We start from the raw sequence: 25,771 nt of genomic DNA on the forward strand, positions 1-25,771 counted from the left end.
ACCATACCGAGCAGTACGGTGAGGGCATGTCGACGGATCCGCTGGTCAAGACGGGTCGAGCCCTCAGCAAGGCCGAGACCACGAGGTACGCCCGACACGTGCTCCTCCCCGACGTCGGCCGGGAGGGCCAGGAGCGCCTCGCCGCCGCTCGGGTCCTGGTCGTCGGCGCCGGCGGCCTCGGGTCGCCGGCCCTGCTCTACCTGGCGGCCGCTGGTGTCGGTACCATCGGTGTCGTCGACGCCGACGTCGTGGACCTGACCAACCTGCACCGCCAGGTCATCCACTCCGACGCCGACATCGGCCGGCCCAAGACCGAGTCGGCCGAGGCCGCCGTCCACCGGGTCAACCCCCACGTCGACGTCGTCCGGCACGACGTCGCCCTCGACTCCTCCAACGCGCTGGGGATCATCGGCGACTACGACCTCGTCGTCGACGGCACCGACAACTTCCCGACGCGCTACCTCGTCAACGACGCCTGCGTGTTCCTCGGCAAGCCGCACGTGTGGGGCTCGATCCTGCGTTTCGACGGGCAGGTCTCGGTGTGGTGGGCCGGCCGGGGCCCCTGCTACCGCTGCGTCTTCCCCGACCCGCCCCCTCCCGGCTCGGTGCCCAGCTGCGCGGAGGGTGGAGTGCTCGGCGTGCTCTGCGCGGCCATCGGGTCCGTGCAGTCGACCGAGGCGATCAAGCTGTTGCTCGGCATCGGGGAGCCGCTCGTGGGCCGGCTCATGGTCCACGACGCGCTGCGCCAGACCTGGGACACGCTGACGGTGCGACCCGACCCCGACTGCCCGGTCTGCGGCGAGCACCCGACCGTCACCGAGCTCGTCGACTACGTCGAGTTCTGTGGCGTGCCGGGCGCCGCGCACCACGACGAGGGCGACCTGCCCACGGTGACGGTCCACCAGATGGCCGAGGAGCTCGCCGGCGCGGAGCCGCCGCTGCTCGTGGACGTGCGCGGCGACGAGGAGCGCGCCATCGCCTCGATCCCCGGCGCAGTGCCCATCCACCTCGACCTCTTCCGCTCGGGCGAGGCCTTCGACGAGCTGCCCTCGGACAGAAGGGTCCTCATCCACTGCAAGGTCGGCGCCCGCTCCGCGGAGGCGACCCGGCTCGCGCTGCGCGCGGGGCTCACGGACGTCGCGAACGTCGAGGGCGGCATACTCGCCTACCTGCGGGAGATCGACCCGAGCCAGCCCGAGTACTGAGAGGACGCCCGTGCCGCTGGAGGACCACGCCGACCGGGTGCTCGACCTCGTCTCCACGATCCCGGAGGGCCGCGTGCTCGCGTACGGCGACATCGCCAAGCGGCTCGGCGGCATGGGTCCGCGGACGGTCGGGACGGTGATGAGCCGCTACGGCTCCGACGTGCCGTGGTGGCGCGTCATCCGCTCGGACGGCCGACCCCCGCAGGGGCTCGAGGACGAGGCGCTGGAGCACTGGCGGGCCGAGGGCACGCCCATGGTGGGCGGGCTCGTCGACGGTGCGCGAGCCGACATGGCCAGGGCACGGTGGGACTTCGCGGAAGCGGCTTCCACCTCCGCCGGTGGGGGAGCGGGACCGCGCGGCGGCCTGCACCACGTGGAGATCTGGGTCGAGGACATCGCGGCCGCCGGGCGCGAGTGGGGATGGCTCCTCGGCCGGCTCGGCTACCACCTCGGTGACGACTGGGGGCACGGCCAGGCGTGGGAGCTCGGGTCGCTCTACGTCGTCGTCGAGTCCGGCCCGGATGTCGTCCCCGGCCGGCACGAGCGGAGGCGGGCGGGGCTGAACCACCTTGCGTTCCACGGTGGTTCGCGCGCCGAGGTCGACGCGCTGGCGGACGAGTGCGCCGACGGGGGGTGGACGCTGATGTTCGCCGACCGGCACCCGTATGCCGGTGGGCCGCAGCACTACGCCGCCTATCTCGAGAGCGGGGAGGGCTTCGAGGTCGAGGTCGTCGCCTCCTCCTAGTGGCGCTCCGCCTGGTCGTCGGCGCGCGTGGGCCGGCGGGGTCGACGCCGGCGCCCGGGCTCGAGCCCTCGGGGGTAGGGCCGGTCGGGGTGGGGGAGCACGTCGTGGACGAGCCGGGGCAGCTGGGCGAGTCGTCGGTGCTCCTGCTGCTCCTTCCACTGGCGGTGCACGCGGGCGCGGTTCTCCAGGTCCAGCTGCGCCAGCACCTGCTGGACCGCGGCGAGGATGGAGCCCCGGAGCAACCACGAAGAGGTGTCCTCGCGGGCCCGCACGAGGATGAGCTCGGTCAGGATGGCCTGCGTCTCGCGCAGGATGTCGAGGCTCTGCGCCAGGGCCGCCTCCGCGTCCTCCTCGCGGCCCTCCGACTCGGCCACCACGAGGCCGCCGAAGGCGCGCAGGCACTCGGCGGTGTCGTCCAGCACCACCGCGAACGCCGAGCGCAGCTCGTCACCGTAGGGGTCCTCACGCGCGGCCTCGGGCGGCAGCTCGGCGAGCAGGAGGGTGAACAGGGCGCGGATGGCCAGCAGGCAGTGCTCGAGGTTGTCGAGGGCCGAGGCGAGCACCGGCTCGACGTCGACCGTGCCGAGCGCCCGCGGGTTGAAGCGGCGGCTGTCCTTGAGGTGGCCGATCGTCTCCGTCGCACGGGCGACCTCGCCGGTGGCCGAGCGGGCCCGGTCGATCCACTCGCCGACCTGGTCCCGGCTCACGGGACCGGCCTTGAGGCCCTCGGCCGCGTCGACGAGCGGCGAAGCGGCGGCGTCGACGACCCTGAGCAGGGCCTGTCTCGCGGCGCCGGTCGGCATGGCCGGCGGGTAGAGCACGTTGAAGGCGATCCCCACCGCCGCACCGATGAGGGTGTTGATGATCCGGGTCTCGGCGGCGACGTCGTGGTTGCTCACCCCGAGGATGAGCATGGCGCTGATCGGGGTCTCGAGGGCCTGCTCCCCGAGGCGCAGCACCTTCGCCAACAGCAGGGAGGCCGCGATGGCGGCGGCCAGGCTCCACCAGGTGAGGCCGATCCAGGTCGACAGGAGCGTGGCGACGAGGATGCCGGACAGGACCGCCCCGACGCGGACGGCCCCCATCTTGATGGTCGAGAAGGCCGACGCCTGGACCACGAGCAGCGCGGTGAGGGGGCCGGTGAGGTCCTGGGTGCCGCCGGTCACCACCTGGGAGAGGACGTATGCGGTCACCGCGGCCGTCGTGAGCCGGGACACCGTGACCAGCGTCGGTCGCAGGCGACCGGGCACGTCCTGCCAGCGCGGGGGGTGGCTGGGCCAGGCCCACGCGAGCAGGCGGTCCCACACGGTGGGTCCGACGCTCTTCTCTGCTGACATCAGCCGCCCTCGGGTGGGGTGTGGTCTCGGGGTCCTGCCGTCCGGGCTGGGGAGCGCACCGCGCCACCCGCATCGTACGAGACCCGGTGGGGAGGCGCCCCGGTGCGAGGCCCGGCACGGTGGGCGGGTCGGCTGCCGGTTTCGGCCCGACGCCTCGGTGGCGGTGGCGCGTGGCGGTGGTGGTGGTGGCGGTAACGGTGGAGTGGTTGCGCGGCGCGGCGCGGCGATGGCCCTGGGATCCGGTGGTGTCGGGGGCGCGTGATGGAATCTCGTCGTGGTCATCCTGCGCCGAGCCCCCGCCCCCGCCGCCGTGCGGGTCACGCTCGACGAGCGCCAGCAGGCCGCCCTCGACTCGTCAGCACACGTCCTTCGCGTGCTCGGCGGGCCCGGCTCCGGCAAGTCCACGCTCGCGGTCGAGCTCGTCGCCGATGCGGTCCAGCGGCGAGGCCTGCGGGCCGACTCCTGCCTGGTGCTGACCTCGAGCCGACGCGCCGCCGGCGAGCTGCGCGAGCAGGTGACAGCCCGGCTCGGCGGCACGTCGACGGAGTCCTTGGCCCGCACCTGGCAGGCGTTCGGTTTCGGGGTGCTGAGGGCCGAGGCGGCGTTGCGAGGCGAGCCCGCGCCCCGGCTGCTCAACGGTCCCGAGCAGGACGTCATCCTGCGCGACCTCCTCGCCGGGCATGCGTCGGGCGAGGTGCCTGGGCCCGACTGGCCCGAGCAGCTCCGCGAGGCGCTCGGCACCCGGGGCTTCCGCAACGAGCTGCGCGACCTGCTCATGCGGGCGGTGGAGCTGGGGCAGACGCCCGACGACCTCGCCCGGCTCGCCGTGGAGCACGACCGTCCGGAGTGGGCCGCGGCCGCCCACGTGCTGCGTGAGTACGACGAGGTGACCTCGCTCAGCCGGCACGGGTCCTACGACCCAGCCTGGGTGCTGACGGCCGTCGCGGAGCTGCTCGCCGACGACCCCTCCGCGCTCGACCGCGTGCACGAGCGCATCCGGCTCGTCGTCGTCGACGAGGCGCAGGAGCTCACCTCAGCGGCGGCGCGCCTGCTGCGGGTGCTCGCCGGCCCGGGCGGCCCCCGCATCGTGCTCATCGGCGACCCGGACGTCGCGGTCCAGACCTTCCGCGGCGCCGACCCACGGTTCCTCGCGGACGGCTGGCGCGACCTGGCCGACGCGGGCCGCGACCCCCGGTTCGTCGGCGGGCTCTTCGACCTGATCGACGACCTCGGCGGCGAGGCGTCGAGCGAGACGGTCGTCCTCGACCGCAGCCACCGGCTCGGCTCTGCCCTGGTCGGGGTGGCCGACCGGGTCTCACGACGCATCGGCGCCCTCGGCGGAGGCGAGCAGCGACGCATGGCCCCTGCCGTCGACGACCCCTCGCGGGCGACCATGGAGGTCGCCCTGCTGCGGTCGGCGGCGCAGGAGACCGCTCACGTCGCCGCGGTGCTACGCCGTGCGCACCTCGTCGAGGGCGTGCCGTGGACCGACATGGCCGTCGTCGTCCGCGGTTCCGCACGTGCCGACGCGATGCGCCGGCTGCTCGCGCACGCCGGCGTGCCCGTGGAGGCCGGCACGGCCGAGACGCCGGTCCGCGACGAGAGCGCGGTGCGCCCCCTGCTCCACCTGCTCGACGAGAGCATCGCGATGGCGCGTGCCGAGCACCGGGGCGAGCGCCATGCCATCGACCCGGTGCGCGCCGCCGACCTGCTCCTGTCGCCCGTGGGCGGGTCCGACGCCGTGGCACTGCGGCGCCTGCGGCGGTCCTTGCGGCAGGAGGAGCTCGCCTCCGGCGGCGGCCGGTCCAGCGACGAGCTGCTCGCCGAGCTGGTCCAGTCGCCCGCTCGCGCGGCCCTGCTGGGGTCCACCGGGCGGCCTGCCGCACGGATCGCCGAGGCCCTCGCAGCGGGCACTGCCGCAGCCCGGGTCGCGGGCGACGGCCGCTGGGACCGCGGCGTCACGGCCGAGTCGGTGCTCTGGGCCATCTGGCAGGGCCTCGGCCTCGCCGAGGGGTGGCGCCGCCAGGCCTTGGCCGGCGGCAGCTCCGGCGAGCGGGCCGACCGCGACCTCGACGCCGTGCTCGCGCTCTTCGACGCCGCCGGCGCCTTCGTCGACCGGCTCCCCACCGCCGGTCCGGACAAGTTCCTCGAGCACATCCAGGGCCAGGACGTCCCGGGCGACACCCTCCTCGTCGGCGCCCAGTCCGGTGGACGGGTCGCCCTGCTGACACCGCAGACGGCGGCGGGTCGCCAGTGGCGCATCGTGGTCGTCGCCGGGGTGCAGGAGGGGGTCTGGCCCGACCTGCGCCTGCGCGGCTCCGTCCTGGGCTCCGAGGACCTCGTCGACGTCGTCGCCCACCGGCCCCTCGGCTTCCGGGCCGCCCAGGCCGCCGTCCGCTACGACGAGACGCGCCTGTTCCTCGTCGCAGTCACCCGCGCCACCGAGCGCCTGCTCGTCACGGCGGTGGGCAACGAGGACGAGCAGCCGTCTGTCTACCTCGACCTCGTCGACCCGCCGGCGTCCACGCGGCTGGCCGACGAGGTGCGACCGTACTCCGAGGTCGCCCGCACCATGACGCTGCCGGGCCTCGTCGGTGAGCTGCGCCGCGAGGCCGTCAGCCCGGACCCCGGGGTGGCCGAGCCCGCCCTCAACCTGCTCGCCGCCGCTGCCCGGGAGGGAGTCCGCGGCGCCGACCCGCGCTCCTGGTGGGCGCTGCGCTCGGTCACCAGCGACCGGCCGGTGCGCCGACCCGACGAGCCGGTCCCGGTGTCACCGTCGAAGGTCACCTACTTCGCGGAGTGCGGCATGCGCTGGTTCCTGACCTCCGTCGGTGGCGAGGGAGTCTCGCTCGGGGCCGCCTCGGTCGGCACCTTCGTGCACGACATCGTCGCCGAGCTGCCGGACGCCCCGCTCGAGACCTTGGAGCGCGAGGTCGACGAGCGGTGGGGGCGCCTCGGGCTCAAGCCGGGGTGGGTCACCGAACGCACGCGCAAGGAGGCGCACGAGATGGTGGCCCGCTTCGCCGCCTACCGCGCCAGTGCCGAGCGCGACTGGGAACGTGTCGGGATCGAGACCGACTTCCGCGTCACGGTCGGCCGCGCCGTCGTCGCCGGGCGCGTCGACCGCATCGAGCGCAACGCCGACGGGCACGTGCGCATCGTCGACCTCAAGACCGGCAAGTCCAAGCCCACCAAGGCGGAGCTGGCCACCCACGGGCAGCTCGGCACCTACCAGGTCGCCGTCGAGGAGGGCGGGTTCGCGCAGCTCGGCGACCAGAGCGCGGGCGCGGCCCTCGTCTTCATCGGCAAGGGCGGCCTGACCGGCCTCAAGCCCAGCGTCCTGACGCAGGACCCCCTCGCCGGCAGCACCGACCCCACGTGGGCGCGCGCCCTCGTCGAGGAGACCGCCGAGGGGATGGGCGCCGCCGAGTTCCGGGCGTCCCAGGGCAAGGCGTGCGAGACGTGCCCGGTCCGCTCCTCGTGTCCCGTCCAGCCTGAAGGTGACGCCCTGTGACCTCCGTCGACACCGACCTCGAGCCGGCCGCCGACCTGGCAGCGGGCTCGCGACCGCACCACAGCGCCCTCGACATCGCCCGGGCGCTCGAGATGCCGCCACCCACCGACGAGCAGGCGGCCGTCATCGAGGCGGGCGCCCGGCCGCTCCTCGTCGTGGCCGGCGCCGGCTCCGGCAAGACCGAGACCATGGCGGCGCGCGTCGTCTGGCTCGTCGCCAACGGCCTCGTCGACCCCGACCAGGTGCTCGGCCTCACCTTCACCCGCAAGGCGGCCGCCGAGCTGTCGCAGCGCATCGCCAAGCGGCTCCGAGGTCTCGAACGGGCCGGCATCTGGACGCCGCCCGCCGACGACGGCAGCGGCGCTGAGGTCCTCGGCGGCACCCCGACCGTGTCCACCTACCACGCGTATGCCGGCCGGCTCGTCCGCGAGCACGCGCTGCGGGTGGGCATCGAGCCGGAGTTCCGCATCCTCACCGAGGCGGGCGCCTGGCAGCTCGCCGCCGAGGCGGTCTCGCGCTGGGACGGCCCCATGGACGGCGTCGTCAAGAGCGAGGCGACCGTCGTCCAGGCCGTCATGGCCCTCGCCGGTGAGATGGCGGAGCACGTCCGCACGCCGGGCGAGGTCATGGCACACCTCGACGAGGTGCTGGCCCGGCTCGACTCGCTGCCCGACGGCGACGGGAAGGGCTCGCTCACCGCGGCGAAGGAGGCTGTCGCGGTGCTGCGCGAACGGCGCACCGTCCTGCCGATCGTCGAGGCGTTCCTCGACCTCAAGCGCGAGCGCGAGTCCCTCGACTTCGCCGACCAGATGGCCATCGCGGCGCGGCTCTCGAGATCGGTCTCCGCCGTGGCGGAGATCGAGCGGGAGCGCTTCCGCGCCGTGCTGCTCGACGAGTTCCAGGACACCTCGGAGGCACAGCTCGAGCTGCTCCGCTCGCTGTTCCACCACCCGGGGGTCGCGCTCACCGCGGTCGGTGACCCCAACCAGTCCATCTACGGCTGGCGTGGCGCGAGCGCCACCACCCTGCTGCGCTTCCCCTCCGAGTTCGCCGACGGGTCCGGCCCGGCCGGAGTGCTGCCGCTCTCGACGAGCTGGCGCAACGACTCGTCGATCCTCGACGCCGCCAACGCCGTCGCTGCGCCCCTCGCGACAGAGCACGTGCAGCCGCTGCGTCCACGGCCCGGAGCGGGTGACGGGTCCATCGAGGTGGCGCGCCTCGAGACGGCGGAGGAGGAGGCCGACCACGTTGCCGAGTGGGTCGCCTCGCACTGGTTCAGCCCGAGCGGTCGCCGCACCGGCCGCAGCGCAGCCGTCCTCTGCCGTCGCCGGTCGACCTTCCCGATCGTCCTCGAGGCACTGCGCCGTCGGCAGCTCCCCGTCGAGGTCGTCGGCCTCGGCGGCCTGCTGGTGACGCCGGAGGTCAGCGACCTCGTCGCGGCACTCTGGGTGGTGCAGGACCCCACGCGGGGCGACCACCTCATGCGCCTGCTCACCGGCCCGGTGGTCCGACTCGGCGCGGCCGACCTGGCCGGCCTGTGGGCCTGGGCTCGCGAGCTGCACTCCCGCCCGGCACGAGGAGCCGCAGGGTCCGAGCAGGAAGCGGACAGGTCCGCGGCCGATGGCCAGGCGTCCCCGGCAGCGACGGAAGGTCCATCACCCGACGCAAGCGCACAGTCGGTGGGTCGACCACCGTCCCAGCTCGGCCCGGACGAGCCGCTGGAGGCGGCGCCGGAGAGTGACCGCCGTGGCTCCGACCTGGCCGCCGACAGCGCCGACACGGCCACTCTCGTCGAGGCTCTCGACGACCTGCCGCGTGCGGGGTGGACGAGCCGCGACGGCGCGACCATCGGTGACGAGGCCCTGGCTCGGCTCCGAGAGCTCGGTGAGGTCGTGCGCCGCCTCCGCCGCCTGACGGCACTGCCTCTCGTCGATCTCGTCGCCGAGGCCGAGGTGGCGATCGGTCTCGACATCGAGGTCTTGGCCCGAGCGGAGCACACCGCCTCCACCGCCCGGGTCCACCTCGACGCCTTCGCCGACGTCGCGGCCCGCTACGCCATGACCGCCGACCGCCCCACGCTCTCGGGCTTCCTCAGCTGGCTCGACGCGGCCCGCGAGCAGGAGCGGGGCCTCGACGCCGGCCACGTCGAGTCCGACGCCGACGCCGTGCAGGTCCTGACGGTTCACGCGGCCAAGGGCCTGGAGTGGGACGTCGTGGCGGTGCCGACGCTTGTCGAGGGGGTCTTCCCCGCGCACGGCGCGACGGCCGTGGCGCCCGTGGCCGGCAGCGATCCCGTGGACTACGCGTGCTCGGGCGCCGTCAAGGACAAGGGCTGGCTGATCGGCCTGGACTCCCTGCCCTACGACCTGCGGGGCGACCGCGACGGGCTGCCGCACCTGGACTGGCGGGGCGTGCCCGACCGCAAGGCTCTGAGCGTGGCCATCGAGGCCTTCGTGCTCGACGGGGGCAGCCATGCCATCGCCGAGGAGCGCCGCCTCGCCTACGTCGCCCTCACACGGGCGCGCTCCGCGATGCTGCTCACGACCCATCTCTGGGGAGCCGCGAAGAAGACACTGTCCGTTCCTTCGCGATTCCTCACCGAGGTCGAGGACGCCCTTCCCGGCGCAGTTGCGCGCAGGGCCTGGGTGGCCGCACCCGAGCCGGTCGTCGACGGCAAGGGCAAGGCGTGCGCGCCGAGCAACCCGCACCTGGCCGTGCCGCTCTCACGCCAGTGGCCGCACGACCCCATGGCAGAACGCCGTGCCGGGCTGCTCGACGCCCATCGTCGGGTGGCCGCCCTCATCGAGTCGGGCCCTGCTGTGCCACAAGGCGATCGGAGGGTCGACGACCTGCGCATCCTGCTCGCCGAGCAGGCGGCCCGCAGGTCCCGCGGCGAGCCGGTCGTAGACGTGCCGCGCCACCTGTCCGCGTCCGCCGTCGTGTCGCTCGCGCGTGACGCCGAGGCGTTCGCCATGTCGCTACGGCGCCCGATGCCGAGCCCGCCCGCAGTCGCGGCGCGGCAGGGCACGGCGTTCCATGCCTGGATCGAGGAGCACTACGCGCGGGCGGCCTTCGTCGACCTGCTCGAGCTGCCCGGCAGCGCCGACGAGGGTGCCGGCGCCGACGGCGACCTCGATGCGATGAAGGAGCGCTTCCTCCAGAGCGAATGGGCCGACCGCATCCCAGAAGAGGTGGAGCTGTCCATCGAGACGATCATCGACGGCATCGCGGTGCGGGGCCGCGTCGACGCGGTGTTCCCGCGCGACGACGGCGGGTGGACCGTCGTCGACTGGAAGACGGGAGCACGCCCCACGGGCCGAGACGCGACGGTCCGCGCCCTCCAGCTCGCGGCGTACGCCGTTGCCTTCGCTCGGCTGCGAGGCGTGGACCCGTCGCTCGTCGATGCCGCCTTCTACTACGCCCGGGAGGGCGTCACCGTTCGCCCTGAGCTGCCGGATGAGACGGCACTCGTCGGGCTCCTCCGCACGCTGCCCGAGTAGTCCACCGCCAGGGGTGCCGGCTCAGGGGGACTCGTCCGTGCGGGCCTGGCCGGGAGGAGTCACCGGGACGAACCCCGACGCGCCCTCGTGCAGGTCGAGGACCGCCCCCTCGTCCTCCGGCAGTGCCTCGACCTCGTCGATCTCGAACGCGGACGCCTCGCTGCCCGGCGCCACCACGGGCACGGGCTGTGACTCCTCCGGCTGCCGCGCGGGCTCGTCCGCCGACCCCTCGGCGGTGCCGTCAGTAGCGGGTTCGCCGACCGGGTGCACGTCGCCGGGCGACGAGAAGACGGTGCTCCCGGTGCGGTCGTGCCGGACGGCCTCGTTGCCGGCGCCGGCGGTGTGCGTAGCGTCACCCGGCTCGTCGACGGTGCCACCAGCAGGTCCCTCGTGGGCCGGCTGGCCCGGCTCGGGGGTCGGCTCCTGGGCTGGCTCGTGGGGTGGATCCTGTGCAGGGTCGTGGACAGTGCTCCCGGTGCGGGTGCCTTCGCGCGCCTGGCTCTCCGGAGCGGCATACGTGCTCGGGCCGCCGTCCGACGCCGGTCTTCCGTGGGCCTCGTCGAGGAGGGGGGCCTTCGAGATCGCCTGGGTCGCGCCCGGCGCCGGGAAGGGCACGTGTGGCTGGGTCGCGTCCCAGTCGGGCTCCGGCCGTTCCAGCTCGGACGGTGGGGAGGCCGCGGCAGTCTCCCTGCCCGCGGGTGTGGCAGCCGCCTGCTGGCGTGCCTGCTCGGCACGCTCGCTGCGCCTCCGGTCCTCCTGGGCGTGTCGTCGGTCGTCCGCCTCGACGCGCGCCTCCAGGGCGCGCAGCTGCTCGGCGGTGCTCTCGACGACGTCCAGCTCACCCGCGGACAGGGCGCGCAGGAGCCGGCGCAACGGCGCCATCTCCGCAGCCAGGCGGGCGCGGCGCACGAGGTGCACGTCGGGTCGCTCGATCCGCGTGGCGGCATACGCGTCCAGGACGGCGTCGAGGGTCCTGGCCGGCGCGACGCTGGCGAGCTCGGCGAAGTCGTCCGCAGGGTCGGCGATGCGACTCTCCTCCCACGCCAGCACCCCGCGCACCCGACCGGTGGACGCGTCGTCGTCGTCCTCGAAGGAGGCGAGGACGTTGTCGCCGGTGAGGGTGCCGTGCACCGCGCTCGGGGCGAAGCGCCACAGCGACACGTCCTCCAGCGCGTGCTCCCAGCGGGTGAGCAGGCCGGTCGGCACGTGTCCCGTGGCGGCAGCCCGGTCGAGCTCGGACAGCTGGCGCCTGCGGTGTGCCTCGGCGTCGTAGGTGGGCCGTCCCGCCTCCTCGAGGACCAGGTGGTCGATGTTGTGGATGTGGCCGAGGGCGCGGCCCACCTCGGCGGCCAGCGGGCCCGCGTCGAGAGCGGCGAAGTCGAGAGGACGGCCCGGTAGGCGCAGGTAGACGGCGGCTCGCCCCTCGGGCACCGGGGAGTAGCCGCGCACCATCGGGATCGCGATCTCGATGCGGCGCCCGAGCAGCCCGGACAGCGCCGAGACGTCGTCCAGCATCGCGCCCGCAGCTGCCGTGCAGGGCGCCTTGACCACCCAGCGCCGGTCCTGGCTGTCCTGCACGTAGGCGATCTCGAAGAGATCGCCCGGCCGGGTCGCGACCCCCTGGACTCTCACCGGGTCCAGGCCCGGCACGGCCGAGCTCGCCAGCGCGGCGAGGAACAGCGGGCTTCGGGTCACCCGTCCACCGTAAGTGGAGCGACGCGCCGAGCGTGGGAGGCGACGCCCGGGCAGCCCCGCGTCACGTGCACCCTCGACACCGGTCAGGGCGCCACGGCGGCCGCCTAGGGTGGGCGTGTGGCAGTGACCGACGAGCCCCTGGCCGACCTCGCCCTCTCGCGCAGCTCCCTCGATCGGGTGGCGGAGGAGCGCCGCCGCCCCGACGTGCTGACCGACCTGCTGGGCGACCCGCGAACGCTGGTGGCCGAGATCCGCGGTGACCGGATGCAGGTGGTGGGAGCCGGTGACGGGTCGGCGGCGACTCCGGGCGCTCACGGAACCGCCGGCGCGACAGGTGCGACCGGCGACGCCCGCGTGCCCGGCAGGCCTGGACAGAACGGCAGCCACGGCGGCTCCCTGTCCCTGGCGCTGAGGCCGCCGCTGCCGGAGGACCGTGACCGGCTCTCACTGCACCTCGGTCGCGACGGCGACGGGACGGCATACGTCGGCGTCGTGGTGCCGGCCCTCGATGACGAACCGGCCGAGCAGGGCTGGCTCACCCTGCGGCAGGCCGGTGAGGCACTCGCTCCCCGCGACGCGGGCATCTTCACCACGGGACTGGCGCTCGCGAACTGGCACGCCACGCACCGCTTCTGCCCGCGTTGCGGCGCCCCCACCTCTCCGACGGAGGGCGGCTGGGTCCGCCACTGCGAGCGCGAGGGCAGCGACCACTACCCTCGCACCGACCCGGCCGTGATCATGTCGGTCGTCGACCCCGACGACCGGCTGCTCCTCGGACGGGGCGCGCACTGGCCCGAGGGGCGGTTCTCGGTGCTTGCCGGCTTCGTCGAGCCCGGCGAGTCGTTCGAGACCGCGGTCGCCCGCGAGGTCTCGGAGGAGGTCGGCATCACGATCGACACCGCCCGCTACCTCGGCAACCAGCCGTGGCCGTTCCCGTCGTCGGTCATGATCGGCTTCGCGGCCACGACCCGCGAGACGGAGCTGACGATCGACCCGGTGGAGATGGCCGAGGCGCGCTGGGTGTCCCGGGAGGAGTACCGCGACCTGCTACGCGCCGGCACCGTCCGGACACCGAGCGGCATCTCGATCGCCAAGCGCATCATCGAACGCTGGCTCGGCGCCACCGTGGAGTCGGTGACGGGCGGCGTCCCACCCCGCTGGTGAAGGGGCTGGTGAGGAGGCGCTGGTGAGAAGGGGCTGGTGGGGAGGCGCGGTGAGGAGCGTCAGCCGGCCAGGCGCTGCTTGACCTCGGAGAGCGAGGGGTTGGTCGCGGCGCTGCCGTCGGGGAAGACGACGGTCGGCACGGTCCGGTTGCCGCCGTTGACCTGCTCGACGAAGTCGATGTGCTCGGGGCTGGTCTCGAGGTTGATCTCGGTGAACGGGACGCCCTCGCGCGTCAGCTGGCCCTTCAGGCGGGTGCAGTAGCCGCACCACGACGTCGTGAACATCGTGATCGATCCCTCGTCGGGGGTGACCTTCGGCATGCCGTTCCTTCTCGCTCGTCTCGTGCTGGCGGTCGTACTGCCAGTGCAGCGTCACGGAGCCGCGGATTGTTCCCGGCTGGGGATGGTCCGTCACGCCGGTCGCACCTCGGTGCAAGGATGAGTCCATGGCCCCGCACGGTGCAAAACGACCTCGGAAGATGGACCTCGAGGTCTATGAGGCCGAGGTGCGGCGTCTGCAGGCCGAGCTCGTGGCCTTCCAGGAGTGGGTGCGCACCACCGGGCAGCGCGTCGTCGTCCTCTTCGAGGGCCGCGACGCCGCCGGCAAGGGCTCGGCGATCAAGCGCATCACCGAGTACCTCAACCCCCGCATCGCCCGCATCGCGGCGCTGCCCGCGCCGACCGGCCGCGAGCGCACCCAGTGGTACTCCCAGCGCTACATCGCGCACCTGCCGGCGGCCGGCGAGATCGTGCTCTTCGACCGGTCCTGGTACAACCGGGCCGGCGTCGAGCGGGTCATGGGGTTCTGCACCGACGAGCAGTACCACCTCTTCCTCGAGCAGGCCCCGGTCCTCGAGCGGATGCTCGTCGACGAGGGCATCATCCTGCGCAAGTACTGGTTCAGCGTGTCCGACGTCGAGCAGGAGCGCCGCTTCCGGTCGCGCGCCAAGGACCCGATGCGACAGTGGAAGCTCTCGCCGATGGACCTCGAGTCGATCACCCGCTGGGAGGACTACTCCGAGGCCAAGGACGTCATGATGGCGGCCACGAGCACCGAGTGGGCGCCGTGGCACGTCGTCGAGTCCGAGGACAAGCGGCGCTCTCGCATCAACGTCATGCACCACCTGCTGACCTCCATCCCGCACGAGCCGATGACCCCGGAGGTGCCGCCGGTCCCCGACCGCCCGGCCCCCCGCGGCTACGAGCGCCCGCCGCAGCACGAGCAGAACTACGTGCCCGACCATGCCGCAACCCTGCTGGCCACCTCGAAGGGTGATCACTCCTGAGTGCAGTGCCGTCCGCCGACCAGATCCTCGACGGGCTCGACCCCGAGCAGCGCGAGGTCGCCTTGGCCCCGCCGGGCCCGCTGTGCATCCTCGCGGGTGCAGGCACCGGCAAGACCCGCGCCATCACCCACCGCATCGCGTATGCCGTCCACTCCGGGGCGCAACAGCCGCAGCGGGTGCTCGCGCTGACCTTCACCGCGCGAGCCGCGGGGGAGATGCGCTCGCGGCTGCGCGGACTCGGCGTGCAGGGCGTGCAGGCGCGCACGTTCCACGCGGCCGCCCTGCGCCAGCTCCACTTCTTCTGGCCGCAGGCCATCGGCGGCGCCGCGCCCGAGGTGATGAGCCACAAGGCTGCGGCCGTCGCCGAGGCGGCGAGCCGCCTGCGGATGCAGTTCGACCGCACCACCGTGCGTGACCTCGCCGCCGAGGTCGAGTGGGCGAAGGTCAACCTGCTGACGCCGCAGTCGTATGCCGCCCGCGCCCGCGAGCAGCGCCGTGAGCCGCCGGGCCTGGACCTCACCGCCATGGCGCGGCTCTTCGAGGCCTACGAGGACGTCAAGCAGCGCCGCGGGGTCATCGACTTCGAGGACGTCCTGCTGCTGACCGTCGGCATCCTCGACGAGCGGGAGGACATCGCCCGCACCGTGCGCGGCCAGTACCGCCAGTTCGTCGTCGACGAGTACCAGGACGTCAACGACCTGCAGCAGCGGCTCCTCGACCTGTGGCTCGGCGAGCGCCAGGACCTCACGGTGGTGGGCGACCCCGCCCAGACGATCTACTCCTTCACGGGCGCCAGCCCCCGGCACCTCGTCGGCTTCCCCAAGCGGTTCCCGGGCGCCCACGTGGTCCGGCTCGTGCGCAACTACCGCTCCACGCCGCAGATCGTGAGCCTCGCCAACACGATCGTCGCCTCCGGCACCCAGGCTGCGCGCGACGGGGCCGTGCGCCTCCTCGCGCAGGGCGAGCCCGGGCCCGTGCCCGAGCTGGTGAGCCATCCCGACGACCCGGCCGAGGCGGCGGCGGTGGCCGAGCGCATCCGGGCTCTCGTCGACGGCGGCCACCCGGCCGCGGAGATCGCGATCCTCTTCCGCACCAACGCACAGTCCGAGGCGTTCGAGTCGGCCCTCACCGACGCCGGCGTGCCCTACCTCGTGCGCGGTGGCGAGCGGTTCTTCGCCCGCAAGGAGGTGCGAGACGCCATCCTCCTGCTGCGCGGGGCAGCGCGCAGCGACGACGGCGAGAAGCCGCTGGGCGAGATCACCCGGGACGTCATCACCGGGGCCGGCTGGTCACACGAGCCCCCGGCAGGTGGAGGGGCCACCCGCGAGCGGTGGGAGTCGCTCAGCGCCCTCGCGACGCTGGCCGACGACATCGCCGTCGCGGCGCCCGAGGCGCGGCTGCCCGAGCTCGTGGCCGAGCTCGACCGGCGCGCCGCCGAGCAGCACGCACCCGCGGTGCAGGGAGTGACCCTGGCGAGCCTGCACGCGGCCAAGGGTCTGGAGTGGGACACCGTGTTCCTCGTCGGCGCCTCCGACGGGCTCATGCCGATCTCGATGGCCGAGGGCCCCGACGCCATCGAGGAGGAGCGTCGGCTGCTCTACGTCGGGCTGACACGGGCGCGACGCCAGCTCTTCCTCTCCTGGTCCGGCGCCCGTACACCGGGAGCCCGCGCCACCCGTCGTGTCTCGCGATTCCTCGCCCCGGCCGCCGACATCCTCGGGCAGGGGGCCCGCACCGAGGCCCGCACCGGCGGCTCCAAGCGGACGGCGCCCAAGGTGGCCCGGCTCGCGCACTGCCGCGGCTGCGGCGCCGAGCTGGTCTCCGCCGCCCAGCGCAAGACCGGCCGCTGCGACGACTGCCCTCCCACCTACGACGAGGCGACGTTCGAGAGGCTGCGCACCTGGCGGCTCGCGGTCGCGCGCGAGGCGAGCGTGCCGGCATACGTCGTCTTCACCGATGCGACGCTGACGGCCATCGCGGAGCACAACCCCGCCGACGAGCGGGCGCTCTCGGGCATCAGCGGGGTCGGGGTGCGCAAGCTCGAGCAGTACGGCAGCGACATCCTGGCCATCCTGCGTGGCGCCGACCCGCAAGAGCTTCTCGAAAACCGTTCTGCCGCAACCGAATCCGCGGACATTGGTTAGCCGGCGAAAAGAAGTTACAGAAAGTTCGATAAATCAGTTGTTCGGGCGCGCAGCGCACGCGTAACCTTGTCGAAGTCAAGCCCAGCGGTCTAGGTGGCCGGCTTGGGACCCATGAGCACCAGTGAGGAGGTCGGCCTGATGGACAACACCACGATGACGATGAACGCAGTCTCCTGCGTCCTTTCCGTGCGTCTGCGGCCGACCGCCGGCCAGGTCCGCCTCGCGGCCATCGACGCTTCGGTCCAGGGGACGAGTGTGTCCGTCGCCGCCGTCCTGGGCGCCTCCGTCGCCGACCTCCGTTCCCCGATCCAGGGAGACGTCTCGGTCGACCGCCTCGGCTTCGCCCCCACCTACAAGACCCCCGATGTCGTTCGCTCCCGCTCTGGGAGGCCACCGGTCTGACAAGACCCGAAGCCTCACCTCCAGGCCGCGAACCCGACATCACCGGGTCCGCGGCCTTCGTGTTTTCCCCGGCCTTTCTCGCCGGCCGAATGCCGCTCCATCGCAGTAACCGACACCGCACAGGAAGCACCCGACCGGGTGCCCGACAGATCAGGGACACAGATGACTCCCCGGATGCCGAGCAGCAGGACCGAGACAGGCGCCACGGGTGCCGGTCTTCGGACCAGACCAGACACGAGTGAGCAGGGGCAGCCCATGGCCGCCCAGGAGACGGAGGTGAGAACGATGCAGCTGAGTGAGCTACTGGACCTGAGCAACCAGGCCGAGCAGGTCGGCGAGACCATTCCCTGCCGCGACTACGACGCGGAGCTCTGGTTCGCCGAGCGCCCCGAGGACGTCGAGTTCGCCAAGACGCTCTGCGGGCTCTGCCCGGCGCGCGTCCAGTGCCTCGCGGGCGCCCTCGAGCGCCAGGAGCCCTGGGGCGTGTGGGGCGGGCAGCTGCTCGTCCAGGGCGCCGTCGTGGCCCGGAAGCGGCCCCGTGGCCGTCCGCGCAAGCACCCCGTGGCGGCGTGAGCCCTTGACCACGCATGAGCACGACACCGACAACACCACAGCACAAGCCTTTTCACAGATCAGGAGATCGTCATGAACCAGCTCGAGATGCTGGCTCGCGACCGGATCAACCAGCGCAGTCAGCGCCAGGACCGCGGCGGCATTCGTCGCAGCGCCCGGCTGATCGCGCAGGAGATCCGCGCCGGTCGACGCCACAGCCAGAAGTGAACGACCGCGCCACGAGGCGCGTTGCAGGACAACTGAATCGAGTGAGCGAGCCGCGGGTGACGCGCACGTCACCCGCGGTTCCTCATGTCTCGAAGGGTTCGACACGACCCTTCCGGCGGTCCGCAGCCTGACGCATACTCGGACCGAGACCAGGGAGGACCTGTGGACGAGAGCAGGACAGACGGCCCGACGAGCGACGAGCCGCTCGTCTGTTGCGTGTGCGGAGCGGTCCCTCCAGCCGCCGAGCGTGGCACGGCGCTGCTGACGTGGAGCCGCGGCATCGACCGTGGGCGCACCACGTGGACGTGCGAGAGCTGCAGTCGCGAGAACGTCCGCGCGATCGAGGGCAAGCTCGACCCCGCCTGGTGGTGAGCGTCCGGCGAACCGGTGCCGAGCCGCGGCGTCAGCCGTCGCCCACGGGCGGCAGGTCGGCCCCGGGAAGCAGCTCGTCGACGATGGCCCGGCCCTGGACGGTGCCGCCGAGCTGGCTGAGGACGCCGATGCCCCCACCCCAGACGCGGTGGATGAGGAGGTACTCGCGCGGCAGGTTGAGCTTGAAGGCGACGGCGTAGTTGGGCTGGCGGGGGTCGTTGATGTGGGCGAAGACACCTCGGAGCCAGTCCCGGCTGAAGGTGAAGGTGTCGCTGCGGAAGGGCGCCATGAAGGGCTCGAGGTAGTCGAGCAGCCGATGGGCGTCGAGGTCGATGTTCTCCTTGACGAAGCCGATCTCGCGCAGGCCGTCGAGAACGTCCTCGGCGCTGCCGCCCAGGCCCACGGTCAGCAGCTCGCCGATCTCCGGGGGCATGCCGTCGGGGAGGCGGTTGACCGCACCGAAGTCGATGACCCCGAGCCGCCCGTCGGGGGTGATGCGGAAGTTGCCCGGATGCGGGTCGGCGTGGAGCAGGCCGGCTCGGGCCGGCCCGGCCAGCAGGAAACGCAGGTAGAGCCGGGACGCGGTGTCGCGCTGCTCCTGCGTGCCCTCGGCGATGATGCGCGACAGCGGCAGGCCGTCCTGCCACTCGGAGACGATGACGTGCTCGCGGGCCTCGACGACGTGGGGAATGGCGAAGTCGGGGTCGTCCTCGAACGCCGTGGCGAACGCCGCCTGCGACTCGGCCTCGAGGCGGTAGTCGAGCTCCTCGGCCATCCGGTCGCGAAGCTCCTCGAGGATGGGGCCGAGATCGATGCCGGGGACCCAGCCGCCGGTCATCTTGGCGACGCGGCTGATCTGGCGGATGTCGCTCATCAGGGCTGCCCCGGCCCCGGGGTACTGGATCTTGACGGCGACGTCGCGCCCGTCCTTCCAGACGGCGCGGTGCACCTGGCCGATGGACGCCGAGGCGACCGGTTCGTCGTCGAACGACTCGAACCGGCCGCGCCAGCGGGTCCCGAAGTTGGTGCGGAGCACGCCGTGGACCGAGCTCGTGGGCATCGGCGGCGCGCTGTCCTGGAGCTTGGTCAGGAGCGCACGGTAGTGGACCGCGAGGTCCTCGGGCAGGGCGGCCTCGAAGATGGAGAGGGCCTGGCCGAACTTCATGGCCCCGCCCTTGAGCTCCCCGAGCACCTGGAAGAGCTGCTGGGCGGTGCGAGCCTGCAGCTCGGCGGCGACGAGCTCGGCAGGGCGGCCGCCGAGGCGCTTGCCGAGGCCGAGTGCGGTGCGGCCCGCGAAGCCGAGCGGCACCGACGCGAGCTTCGCCGACCGCACGACGGCCTTGCGTGGCAGGTCGGTCACGACGCACCTCCTCGGGAGTGTCGGTCTCTCGTGCGGGCCCGTGGCCGTTCACCACCCGCGGACGGAGGGTCGCGCCGGGGTGCGGCCCACCCACGACTCTATGTCTACCGGAGACCCGACGTGCGACCGGCAGCCTGTCCAGCCTTGTGGTGGAGTGTCCCGCCGCGTTCCGGGCGCCGCGGGTCAGGCGCCGCGAGCCAGGGCCTGCTCACCCGGGGCCTGCTCGTCCGGTGCCCCGTCATCGAGGTGCGGGTGCCCGGGGAGCGTGGCGGGAGGGGCGCCGGCCCGGTCGCCGGCCGCTTGGTGGTCGGGGCACAGGGGGTGGGTCGGCCAGCGCCGGTGGTCCATCCTCGGCCAGGGGAGGCTCACCTCCACCGAGACGCCGGCCGGGGGTGAGTGGCCTTGGAGCAGGCCGAAGACGAACAACGCCACGCTGCCGACGACGATGTGGGCCAGGCCCGGAGGGAGGGGGTCGTGGAGGCCGTCGGGAGCGAGGGGTGGCACGAGGGCCGGAGCCGGCGCGGCCTGGCTGATGACGACGGGCCAGGCGTCGTCGCGGTCGGCGCGGTGCCTGTCGAGGCACCACAGGCACGGCACGGTCGCGGAGCCGTCGATGAGAGGACCGATGGTGGTTCGCGGGGCAGCGGGGGTGACCGGCAGATGGGGGACGCCGTGTCGCAGCCAGAGGTCGCCCCGGCGGGGGTCCACGAGCGGCGACCCGAGGATCACGACGAGGTCGGGGCGCGGATGAGCGGGAGCGGCGACAGCCCGGTCGACGGCGGCGCGTCCGTGCGCGACCGTGAGGCCGTCCCGGGTCAGCGCCTCGGCGATGCGGGCGGCGACGTCGCCGGACCCGTCGACCACCACCCGTCCCGGCATGCGGAAGCGGCCGCAGACGTCGGCGTCGCGGTCGGCGAGGACTCCCAGCCGTGTCGTCAGATCGAGCAGTGCACGCCACCGCCGGGGCGGCACTCCTGCCTCGGCCGCCAACCGGTCGGTGGAGGTCAGGGGGAGGGACCCGTCGAGCCGCGCGAGGAGGGTGGCCTCCGTGTCGGTGATCCCGGTGACGACGGGACCGCCTGGCAGCACACCGAACTGGACCTCACCGCGTCGTCGCGTCAAGGGCCGCAGCCATACCGGGACGCGTGGATGGGGCGGGACGGCAGCAGCGGACATCGGGACCTCCAGACCCGGTGGCACCGCCTGCAGCGCCACCCTCGGGTCGTCAGGCTGGCAGCCGCAGCCCTGCCCGCGCGGCCGTCGTCCACAGCGGCCGTCGTCCACAGCGGCCGCCGTCCACAGCGGCCGCCGTCCACGGCACCGGGACGGGTGGCGAAGGCGCCCGGGCATGCGCGAGGGGGCGGGACCGTGTGGTCCCGCCCCCTCGACTGCGGCGTTCAGCGACGCCGCCGCGACCTGGTCAGGCCTTGCCCAGAATGCGGTTCAGGTTGGTGCCACAGACGGGGCACTGTCCCTTGGCCATGCGGCGACCGTTGTCGGAAACGACAACCTTGCCCTCGGCCTCGCGCTTCTCCTTGCACTTCACGCAGTAGAACTCGCCCTTGTAGGTCTCGTCAGCCATTGGTGTCTCCTTGTAGACGGCACCCATCCGACGGGCGCCTCGACTCGTTCAACCCTAAGGCACGCTGAGCACGAAATCATGCTCATCCCCGCTTGGCGCGCCCGTGGCCGGTGCGCTAAGGAGCCGCAGGCAGGACGTCTCCGGCCGGTCTTCGGGGCCGCTGTCACCGGGCTGCCCTACCCTGCCCTCATGACGACGACGGGGCGCGAGGTGGTGCACACGGTGGTCGACGGGGTGACCGTCGAGGTCCGCCGCAGCCCCAAGCGACGTCGCACGGTCTCGGCCTACCGTCAGGAGGGGCGCCTCGTCGTGCTCGTCCCGGCGCGGATGAGCAGGGCCGAGGAGGGGGAGTGGGTGCGCACCATGGTCGCCCGCGTGGCCGCGTCCGAGCAGCGACGCCAGCGCACCGACGGCGACCTCGCGCAGCGTGCGCTCGCCCTGTCCCGCGAGTACCTCGACGGGCGGGCCGTGCCCTCGAGCGTCCGGTGGGTGTCCAACCAGAGGTCGCGCTGGGGTTCGTGCACCCCCGCCGAGGGCTCGATCCGCCTGTCCGACAAGCTCCGTGGCATGCCGAGCTGGGTCGTCGACTACGTCTTGCTGCACGAGCTGGCGCACCTGCTCCAGCCGGGTCACGGCCCCGAGTTCTGGGCTCTGCTGCGTGGCTACTCGCGTCTCGAGCGAGCCCGCGGCTACCTCCAGGGCGTCTCTGCCACAGCGGGACTCGACCTCAGCGACGAGTGAGCGCTGCCGGAGTACCGCCCACCCGGCATACGCCCGCGTATGCCGCGTGGCCTCTTCGGGCGTGAAAGCCTCTCTCGCGCAACGACGTCGGGCGGTGCGGCGACGGATCCGCCGGCGCGTCAGTCGGCGTCGGTCGCGGAGCCCGCATCGGGCTGGAGCCCGACCGTCTGCTGCGCGTCCGCGCCTGCAGGTCGTCGGTCCTCACCGACGGTCGGTGTCTGCTTGAGCCGTCCCTTCCGGTGGTCCCATACGTCGCGGGCGACCGTCTGGATGATCCCGGCCACGGGAATCGCCAGCAGGGCGCCGAGGATCCCGGCCAGCTCCACGGCCAGGAGGATCGAGACCAGCACCGTCAAGGGGTTGAGCTTGACGGTGCGGGAGAGGATGACCGGCTGGAGCAGGTGGTTCTCGAGCTGCTGGTAGAGCACGAAGAAGATGACCAGGACGATGCCGGCGGTGACCGAGTGCACGAAGCCGGCAGCGATGGCGACGACGGCGCCCAGGGTCGCGCCGACGAGCGGGATGAGGTCCACGATCGCGACGAAGAGTGCGATGAGTCCCGCGAACGGGACCCCGAGCACCTTGAGCACGATGTACGTCAGCACCCCGCAGATGACGCTGATGAGCAGGTTCCCGGACAGGTAGCCGGTGACGGTCTTCGCGCAGTCGTGCCCGACGCTCCGGACTCGTGCGGCCCGCCGCTCGTCGCCGACCAGCCCGAGCGCCCCGTCGACCGCCCTGGGGCCCTCCAGGACCATGAGGTAGGCCAGGACGAAGATGGTGACGACGGCCGCGACGGTGGTGGCGGCGGCCTTGGCAAGGCCCAGCGCCGGGGTGGCGAGGCTGCGGCCGTACTCGCTGATCCGGGCTTGGTTCTGCTGCACCCACTCGAGCGCGTTGGTCCGCTGGAGCAGCTCTCCGACCGGACCACGGCCGGCTCGGGCGTCGGCGATCAGCTGGGGCAGCTGGCCTGCCAGGTCGTTGGCCTCCCGCGCCAGGGGGACCGCGAAGATGGCAGCCAGGCCGGCGAGGACGAGGAACACCGCGAGGAACACGAGCAGTGTGTCCACCGACCGCGGAAGCCTGGGGTAACGGCGTTCCAGGAAGTTGACGACCGGATAGAGCGCCACCGCGAAGAACAGTGCGACGACGATCCAGACGAGCACCCGGCGTACGTCGTAGACGAGGAGCAGGGCGAGGCCGGCGAGCACCACCATGCCGATGGTGGCCCAGATGGTGCGGTACGGGACGGGATGCTCTTGCACGGCAAGCCAGTACCCGTATCGTGGCGCGGCCAAGCAGAGCGTGCCCTGGTCCACGGCACTCAGCAGCGCATGGAGGGCGGGGCCTCCGACCCCCTCGGGCCTGCGTTCAGTCGGTGGAGTGCGCAGGCAACAGCGCACGCGCCGCGTCGACGAGTGGACGCAGATCGTCCCTCGTGCCCTCCGGCAGGGCGTCCACGTGCCACCAGCGCACGTCGATCGACTCGGAGCTGACCGCACCCTCGGCACTGCGCGGCGTCACCGCGGCGAAGCGGATGTCGAGGTGCTCACGGCACGTGCCGAAGTCGCCGACGAGGACATGACGGTCGAGCTGGACGATCTCGGGCAGTGCGGTCACCTCCGCGATCCCGGACTCCTCGCGCGCCTCACGGGTCGCCGCGTGCCAGACGGTGGCGTCACCGGGCTCGAAGTGGCCGCCGAACTGGAACCACTGACGCGCCTTGCGGTGCAACGTGAGCAACGCCGAGCTGACCGACTGGTCGAGCACGATCACGCTGCCCGTCAGGTGTGCCGGCGGGCCGCCCTTGCTGAGGGCATCCGGGTGCCGACGCAGGTGCTCGAGGAACTCGATGCGCAGCTGCTCCTGCCGCTCGTCCGGCGCAGCCCACGACTGCAGCCGCGCCACGGCATCGGCGTGCAGCCGGCGCCAGGCGTCGCCGTCCCGGCCGTCGGTGGAGGACAGGTCGGCAGCGGGGCTCGACGGCCCCGTCACCGGGTCGGGCCTGCGTCGCCGCCGGCGCCGTGCTGTCCGCCGCCGTCCTCGTCGCCGGAGTCGCCGGAGTCGCCGGAGTCGCTGCTGGAGGTGCCGCCGCGCTCTCGGTCGGCCTCCTCGAGGATGCCCTTCAGCACCGAGTCGAGGTCTGCGCCGAGGCCCTCGCCGAGCCCATCGCCGAGGCCCTCGGCCGACTCGGCCGGGGAGCCCTCGCCGAGCGTCCTCGTGCCGCTCTCGCCGGTGGCCCGCTCGACGAAGCCGATGACGTCGTCGAGGTCGGCCGACGTGGGCGCGAGATCGGGGTGTGCCCACCGGCCGTCGCGCAGCTCCGCGCCTCCGGCGCTCTCGAGCGCCGCCCAGAGGTTCGCGGCATCGCGCAGGCGGCGCGGGCGCAGCTCCAGGCCGACGAGCCCGGCGAACGTCTTCTGGGCGGCGCCGCCGACCCGGCGGCGTCGGATCGTCTCGGCCAGGGCGGCGGACTGGGGCAGGTGGCGCGCCGTCGTGCGGTCGGTGACGTGGTCGACCCAGCCCTCGGCGAGGGCGAGGAGCGTCTCCAGGCGGTCGAGGGCCGCGCGCTGCGCCGGGGTCGGCTGGGGCCGGAACAGGTTGCCCTGCAGGGCGGACCGGAGTGCCTCCGGGTCGGAGGGGTCGATCGTCGACAGCGCCGACTCGATGGCCTCGGTGTCGATGGTGATGTTGCGCGCGTAGTCGGAGACGGCCGAGAGCAGCTGCGGACCGAGCCACGGCACCTCGGCGAAGAGCCGCACGCGTGCCGCCTCGCGCACCGCGAGGTAGAGGCGCACCTGGGCGACGTCGATCTCGAGGGAGTCGGCGAGCTGGGAGACGTTGCCGGGCAGCAGGGCCACGACGCCGGGCTCGGTGAGCGGCAGGCCGACCTCGGTGCCCGTCACGACCTCGGTGGCGAGGGTGCCGACGGCCTGACCCAGCTGGGCCGAGAACATCTGGCGGCTCAGGTTGCCGAGCATCGGCGCCCACTGCTCCACCATCTCCCGAGGGTCGAAGCCCTCCGGGAGGCCTTCGGGCAGCGCCTCACCGAACGCCTCCGGTCCGAGCTCACCGACCTGCTTGCGCATGGCGTCGGAGGTGGCCGCCGTCACCCCGTCGGACACCGGCTCGATCAGCTCGAACCAGCGAGGCATGGTCGCCTCGACCCACTCGGCGCGGCTCAGGCCGGTCGCGCGCCAGGCCGGGGACGCCAGGGTGGTCTGCTCGTCCAGCCACAGCGTGGCCACGGCGACGGCATCGGCCACGGCGCGTGCGGCTGCCTCGTCGTGGACGTCGTTGCCCTCCACGGCCATGACGTGGCGCCGGGCGACGTCGGTGGCGAGGTCACGGGAGCCGGTGGGGGACTGCTGCGCCGCCATGAAGGTGCCGAGCTGCGCCCGCATCGCCGCCTGCGTGGCCGGGTCGCGGGGGTCGACCCCCATGCTCTTCATCGCCTCGGCCAGCTCGGGGTTGTCGGCGGCCTCGCCGAGCACCCGCTCGAGCATCGCGCCCAGGTCGGACGGGTCCATGCCGCCGAGGTCGGGCAGGCCCGGGAAGCCGCCGCCACCGCCGAAACCACCGCCGGCGCCGCCGAACCCGCCGGTTCCGGCGCCGAACCCTGCCGGACCCCTCCCGCTGCCGGGAGACCCCGAACCGGGCCGGTTCAGGGGCAGCCCGAAGGGGGACTCGCCGGGCTCCTGCCCTGCATCCGAGGGCCCTGCTGCATCGTCGTGCCCGCGCTCGTCGCCCTGTCCCGCGCCGGGCTCGTCGCCGGGCTCGTCGTCGCGCTCGCCGTGCGTCTCGTCACCGCGTCCACGGTCGTCGGCCATGCCTGCTCATCCCCACTCGAAACTCTGGTGTCGAAGCTCTGGTGTCCACGCTCTGTGTCGGCCATGTGGCCCTACACAAGACAACCATGGATGACGCCCGTTGGTTCCCCGTGAC

Annotated in this window: 21 protein-coding genes; 12 read left to right on the forward strand and 9 right to left on the reverse strand. The window is 73.3% G+C overall.

Annotated features, from left to right (window positions below; all coding sequences use genetic code 11):
- The first annotated feature begins 26 nt into the window (after positions 1–26).
- Together moeB and ABD241_RS01755 are read left to right on the forward strand one after the other, a co-directional pair.
- The gene (gene moeB / locus ABD241_RS01750; RefSeq protein ID WP_344057832.1) at positions 27–1,205 is read left to right on the forward strand and encodes a molybdopterin-synthase adenylyltransferase MoeB; all 1,179 of its coding nucleotides are present in this window, start codon (positions 27–29) and stop codon (positions 1,203–1,205) included.
- Between the two features lie 10 nt (positions 1,206–1,215).
- Positions 1,216–1,950, forward strand: coding sequence for an MGMT family protein (locus tag ABD241_RS01755; RefSeq protein WP_344057834.1), 735 nt, complete (start codon positions 1,216–1,218; stop codon positions 1,948–1,950).
- Here ABD241_RS01755 and ABD241_RS01760 read toward each other — a convergent pair.
- A complete protein-coding gene (locus tag ABD241_RS01760; RefSeq protein ID WP_344057836.1) occupies positions 1,947–3,287 on the reverse strand; it encodes an FUSC family protein in 1,341 nt (446 codons plus the stop codon). The genes ABD241_RS01755 and ABD241_RS01760 overlap by 4 nt on opposite strands.
- 274 nt (positions 3,288–3,561) lie before the next feature.
- Here ABD241_RS01760 and ABD241_RS01765 point away from each other — a divergent pair, with 274 nt between their 5' ends.
- Both ABD241_RS01765 and ABD241_RS01770 read left to right on the forward strand, forming a co-directional pair.
- On the forward strand, positions 3,562–6,801 hold the full coding sequence (locus tag ABD241_RS01765; RefSeq protein WP_344057839.1) for an ATP-dependent helicase: 3,240 nt from the start codon (positions 3,562–3,564) through the stop codon (positions 6,799–6,801).
- Complete coding sequence (locus tag ABD241_RS01770; RefSeq protein ID WP_344057840.1) at positions 6,798–10,301, forward strand: ATP-dependent helicase; 3,504 nt, start codon at positions 6,798–6,800, stop codon at positions 10,299–10,301. The genes ABD241_RS01765 and ABD241_RS01770 overlap by 4 nt, the downstream gene beginning before the upstream one ends.
- Positions 10,302–10,322: 21 nt before the next feature.
- On the opposite strand, the gene ABD241_RS01775 is transcribed toward ABD241_RS01770, so the two are convergent.
- Complete coding sequence (locus ABD241_RS01775) at positions 10,323–11,996, reverse strand: phosphotransferase (protein ID WP_344057842.1); 1,674 nt, start codon at positions 11,994–11,996, stop codon at positions 10,323–10,325.
- 117 nt (positions 11,997–12,113) lie between these two features.
- Between ABD241_RS01775 and nudC the strand changes: the two genes are divergently transcribed.
- Entirely contained in the window at positions 12,114–13,160 is a 1,047-nt protein-coding gene (gene nudC / locus ABD241_RS01780; protein ID WP_344057844.1) for an NAD(+) diphosphatase, read from the forward strand.
- Between the two features lie 59 nt (positions 13,161–13,219).
- Here nudC and ABD241_RS01785 read toward each other — a convergent pair whose 3' ends face one another.
- Complete coding sequence (locus ABD241_RS01785) at positions 13,220–13,480, reverse strand: mycoredoxin (RefSeq protein ID WP_142184726.1); 261 nt, start codon at positions 13,478–13,480, stop codon at positions 13,220–13,222.
- A gap of 125 nt (positions 13,481–13,605) precedes the next feature.
- On the opposite strand from ABD241_RS01785, the gene ppk2 reads away from it, so the two are divergent.
- The 6 genes from ppk2 to ABD241_RS01815 all read left to right on the forward strand — a co-directional run bounded on the left by ppk2 (position 13,606) and on the right by ABD241_RS01815 (position 18,143).
- Positions 13,606–14,445 carry a polyphosphate kinase 2 gene (gene ppk2 / locus ABD241_RS01790; RefSeq protein WP_344057847.1) on the forward strand — a complete coding sequence of 280 codons (840 nt, stop codon included), beginning with the start codon at positions 13,606–13,608 and terminating at the stop codon, positions 14,443–14,445.
- Positions 14,446–14,450: 5 nt separating this feature from the next.
- Positions 14,451–16,589, forward strand: a complete 2,139-nt coding sequence (locus ABD241_RS01795; RefSeq protein ID WP_344057849.1) for an ATP-dependent DNA helicase UvrD2 — start codon at positions 14,451–14,453, stop codon at positions 16,587–16,589.
- Between the two features lie 111 nt (positions 16,590–16,700).
- Positions 16,701–16,991, forward strand: coding sequence for a hypothetical protein (locus tag ABD241_RS01800; RefSeq protein WP_344057851.1), 291 nt, complete (start codon positions 16,701–16,703; stop codon positions 16,989–16,991).
- 285 nt (positions 16,992–17,276) lie between these two features.
- Positions 17,277–17,564, forward strand: a complete 288-nt coding sequence (locus ABD241_RS01805) for a WhiB family transcriptional regulator (protein WP_142184720.1) — start codon at positions 17,277–17,279, stop codon at positions 17,562–17,564.
- Positions 17,565–17,636: 72 nt separating this feature from the next.
- The gene (locus tag ABD241_RS01810) at positions 17,637–17,771 is read left to right on the forward strand and encodes a hypothetical protein (RefSeq protein WP_344057854.1); all 135 of its coding nucleotides are present in this window, start codon (positions 17,637–17,639) and stop codon (positions 17,769–17,771) included.
- 162 nt (positions 17,772–17,933) lie between these two features.
- A complete protein-coding gene (locus tag ABD241_RS01815) occupies positions 17,934–18,143 on the forward strand; it encodes a hypothetical protein (RefSeq protein WP_344057856.1) in 210 nt (69 codons plus the stop codon).
- 31 nt (positions 18,144–18,174) lie between these two features.
- On the opposite strand, the gene ABD241_RS01820 is transcribed toward ABD241_RS01815, so the two are convergent.
- The 3 genes from ABD241_RS01820 to ABD241_RS01830 all read right to left on the reverse strand — a co-directional run bounded on the left by ABD241_RS01820 (position 18,175) and on the right by ABD241_RS01830 (position 21,085).
- Positions 18,175–19,503 carry an ABC1 kinase family protein gene (locus ABD241_RS01820; protein ID WP_344057858.1) on the reverse strand — a complete coding sequence of 443 codons (1,329 nt, stop codon included), beginning with the start codon at positions 19,501–19,503 and terminating at the stop codon, positions 18,175–18,177.
- 183 nt (positions 19,504–19,686) lie between these two features.
- The gene (locus tag ABD241_RS01825; protein WP_344057860.1) at positions 19,687–20,625 is read right to left on the reverse strand and encodes a hypothetical protein; all 939 of its coding nucleotides are present in this window, start codon (positions 20,623–20,625) and stop codon (positions 19,687–19,689) included.
- Between the two features lie 298 nt (positions 20,626–20,923).
- Entirely contained in the window at positions 20,924–21,085 is a 162-nt protein-coding gene (locus tag ABD241_RS01830; RefSeq protein ID WP_020143053.1) for a DUF5679 domain-containing protein, read from the reverse strand.
- 189 nt (positions 21,086–21,274) lie between these two features.
- Here ABD241_RS01830 and ABD241_RS01835 point away from each other — a divergent pair, with 189 nt between their 5' ends.
- The gene (locus ABD241_RS01835; protein WP_344057862.1) at positions 21,275–21,826 is read left to right on the forward strand and encodes a M48 family metallopeptidase; all 552 of its coding nucleotides are present in this window, start codon (positions 21,275–21,277) and stop codon (positions 21,824–21,826) included.
- A gap of 119 nt (positions 21,827–21,945) precedes the next feature.
- Here ABD241_RS01835 and ABD241_RS01840 read toward each other — a convergent pair whose 3' ends face one another.
- From ABD241_RS01840 to ABD241_RS01850, 3 genes are all read right to left on the reverse strand, one after another.
- Positions 21,946–23,091, reverse strand: coding sequence for an AI-2E family transporter (locus ABD241_RS01840; protein ID WP_344057864.1), 1,146 nt, complete (start codon positions 23,089–23,091; stop codon positions 21,946–21,948).
- Between the two features lie 106 nt (positions 23,092–23,197).
- Positions 23,198–23,821, reverse strand: a complete 624-nt coding sequence (locus ABD241_RS01845; protein WP_344057866.1) for an NUDIX hydrolase — start codon at positions 23,819–23,821, stop codon at positions 23,198–23,200.
- Entirely contained in the window at positions 23,818–25,656 is a 1,839-nt protein-coding gene (locus ABD241_RS01850) for a zinc-dependent metalloprotease (RefSeq protein ID WP_344057868.1), read from the reverse strand. Before ABD241_RS01850 ends, ABD241_RS01845 begins: the two co-directional genes overlap by 4 nt.
- Between the last annotated feature and the right edge of the window lie 115 nt (positions 25,657–25,771).

It is taken from the genome of Terrabacter lapilli (assembly GCF_039531305.1).
Taxonomy (GTDB): Bacteria; Actinomycetota; Actinomycetes; order Actinomycetales; family Dermatophilaceae; genus Terrabacter; species Terrabacter lapilli.

What these genes read in the sequence shown, in the direction of transcription:
- moeB (WP_344057832.1), top strand. Translation starts at nt 27, where the DNA reads ATGTCGACGGATCCGCTGGTCAAGACGGGTCGAGCCCTCAGCAAGGCC.
- ABD241_RS01760 (WP_344057836.1), bottom strand. Translation starts at nt 3,287, where the DNA reads ATGTCAGCAGAGAAGAGCGTCGGACCCACCGTGTGGGACCGCCTGCTC.
- ABD241_RS01785 (WP_142184726.1), bottom strand. Translation starts at nt 13,480, where the DNA reads ATGCCGAAGGTCACCCCCGACGAGGGATCGATCACGATGTTCACGACG.
- ppk2 (WP_344057847.1), top strand. Translation starts at nt 13,606, where the DNA reads ATGGCCCCGCACGGTGCAAAACGACCTCGGAAGATGGACCTCGAGGTC.
- ABD241_RS01800 (WP_344057851.1), top strand. Translation starts at nt 16,701, where the DNA reads ATGAGCACCAGTGAGGAGGTCGGCCTGATGGACAACACCACGATGACG.
- ABD241_RS01805 (WP_142184720.1), top strand. Translation starts at nt 17,277, where the DNA reads ATGCAGCTGAGTGAGCTACTGGACCTGAGCAACCAGGCCGAGCAGGTC.
- ABD241_RS01810 (WP_344057854.1), top strand. Translation starts at nt 17,637, where the DNA reads ATGAACCAGCTCGAGATGCTGGCTCGCGACCGGATCAACCAGCGCAGT.
- ABD241_RS01830 (WP_020143053.1), bottom strand. Translation starts at nt 21,085, where the DNA reads ATGGCTGACGAGACCTACAAGGGCGAGTTCTACTGCGTGAAGTGCAAG.
- ABD241_RS01835 (WP_344057862.1), top strand. Translation starts at nt 21,275, where the DNA reads ATGACGACGACGGGGCGCGAGGTGGTGCACACGGTGGTCGACGGGGTG.
- ABD241_RS01850 (WP_344057868.1), bottom strand. Translation starts at nt 25,656, where the DNA reads ATGGCCGACGACCGTGGACGCGGTGACGAGACGCACGGCGAGCGCGAC.